We start from the raw sequence: 1,938 nt of genomic DNA, 5'->3' as shown, positions 1-1,938 counted from the left end.
GCTGCAAGGCGGTCTATCTGTCATTTGACATCGACTCCATCGATCCAGGGTTCGCACCAGGAACTGGCTCTCCAGAACCAGGTGGGCTTATGCCTCGCGAAGCATTCGAGATTATTCGCGCTATTGCGGCGGAGGGACTATGCGGCATGGAGGTCGTTGAGGTCTCCCCTCCGTATGATGTCAACGACAACACAGCACAACTTGCCACTCGGGTCATTCTGGACACGCTTGGAACGCTGATTGCAAACAACAAGCTAGGGCACCGCGCCAACAGCTAATAACTTGTTTGTCGATCGTCACCTCATACCGTCAAATCACTCTGTAGAAATGGGATACTAAGTATGCCAATACGCAAATTATACCTAGCGACAGTTCCGTTCCTCGCGTTTCTTCCCAGCCAAGCGCTGGCGCATCCTGGTCATGGCGATCTTGGGCTTTTCCAAGGATTGATGCATCCAATCGGCGGATTGGACCACGTTCTGGCCATGGTCCTCGTTGGCATCTTTGCGTTTCAGCGGGGCGGCCGCGCTACCTGGCTACTCCCGGCGAGTTTCATCGCTGCCATGGCTGTCGGCGGGGCCATCGGGATGGCCGGATTTCAGTTGCCACTGGTCGAATTCGGGATCGGTCTTTCGATCGTTGTGCTCGGTGCAGTCGTAGCGTTCGGCTTTGCCGCTCCGATCTCGGTGGCAATGGCGCTCGTTGCTGCCTTTGCAATTTTTCACGGGCACGCGCACGGAGCTGAAATGCCAGACACCGTTGGGGGCATTGCCTACGGGGCGGGATTCATGGCTGCGACGGCATTGCTGTACGCCGTTGGTGTCGGCATTGGCTCAATGATCGGACGGTCCACTAACTCAGGCCAACCGGCAATCGCCAAGTTGCTCGGTGGTGCGGCCGCCATGGTCGGCGTCGTCGGTCTTTTGGGCGGCGTTGCTTAAGGGCTGTAGCACAAAGGGTAGACCTGGGGCGCAGCGAGGGGCCCGTCAAACTGTGACGTGGCCGTAAACGGCCACCTCACACAAGGTTGCAAAGAAGGCCTGTACAAAAATTCGATAGTTGGTGACCTCACGGTTGACTTCCATTTGCCCCCTTTTCGAAAGTGAGGAAAATAGATGTCCGATTTCCAAAGCGCAGTAGAGTCATTGCCAGATGTGGCCTCGCGTTTGGCGTCCAGTGCATCAGCATCGCCGCTTTTGTGTTCCCAATCCGAATGCACGGGACGACCCTCGCGTGATGCGCTTCTTCGTACGGCGATCGGCAACAAGGTTAGATCCTATAGGCGCAAGATTGGTGTCACAGCATCTGATCTGGCGGCGGCAGCAAGCATTTCAGTTGGCATGCTGTCCAAGATAGAGAACGGCTCCATCTCTCCCTCGTTGGGTACGTTGCAGGCAGTGTCATCAGCTCTTGGATTGCCGCTGGCAGTTATTTTCCAAGATTGCGAAGAACCGACCGAGGCTATTTTCGTCAAATCAGGTGGCGGCGTCGATGTGCAGAGGCCTGCCACGCGAATGGGGCATAGGTACAGCCTACTCGGCTATACAATCCCGAATGACAACGATGTCGTCGTTGAACCATACTTGATAACCCTAGAAGAACACCTCGATAAATACCCTCAGTTTCAACACGACGGGCTAGAGTTTATATTCGTACTAGAGGGGGAGATGGTCTATTTACACGGAGATAAATCCTATCAAATGACGACTGGAGATAGTTTGTTCTTTGAAGCCAAATCGCCACACGGTCCGTCAGAGCTGATAAAACTTCCTATTCGCATACTTTCAATAGTGTCATATCGACCTGGCGTACAAAGCAGCTAGGTCGACATCTCGGCGGTCGTAAGTTCTTCGATGCATCTTACAAATTCCTCACGAAGCTTTCTTCTCCTTGCCAAGTGATTAGCCGCAGGATTGTCTATTGTGTAGACCTCAATAG

The 1,938-nt window shown here is 53.7% G+C and carries 3 protein-coding genes; all 3 read left to right on the top strand.

Features of this window, described 5'->3' with window-relative positions:
* On the top strand, nucleotides 1-278 hold a 278-nt coding region (locus tag AC1DWF_RS31670), incomplete at its 5' end, for an arginase family protein (protein ID WP_476842525.1).
* A gap of 63 nt (nucleotides 279-341) precedes the next feature.
* A complete protein-coding gene (locus AC1DWF_RS31665) occupies nucleotides 342-941 on the top strand; it encodes a HupE/UreJ family protein (RefSeq protein WP_476785801.1) in 600 nt (199 codons plus the stop codon).
* 174 nt (nucleotides 942-1,115) lie between these two features.
* Entirely contained in the window at nucleotides 1,116-1,823 is a 708-nt protein-coding gene (locus AC1DWF_RS31660; protein ID WP_476804291.1) for a helix-turn-helix domain-containing protein, read from the top strand.
* The last annotated feature ends 115 nt before the right edge of the window (nucleotides 1,824-1,938 follow it).

The sequence above is a fragment of the Aminobacter sp. P4_D5 genome, assembly GCF_056401815.1.
This window is presented reverse-complemented; position numbering and strand designations above follow the sequence as displayed.

What these genes read in the sequence shown, in the direction of transcription:
- AC1DWF_RS31665 (WP_476785801.1), top strand. Translation starts at nt 342, where the DNA reads ATGCCAATACGCAAATTATACCTAGCGACAGTTCCGTTCCTCGCGTTT.
- AC1DWF_RS31660 (WP_476804291.1), top strand. Translation starts at nt 1,116, where the DNA reads ATGTCCGATTTCCAAAGCGCAGTAGAGTCATTGCCAGATGTGGCCTCG.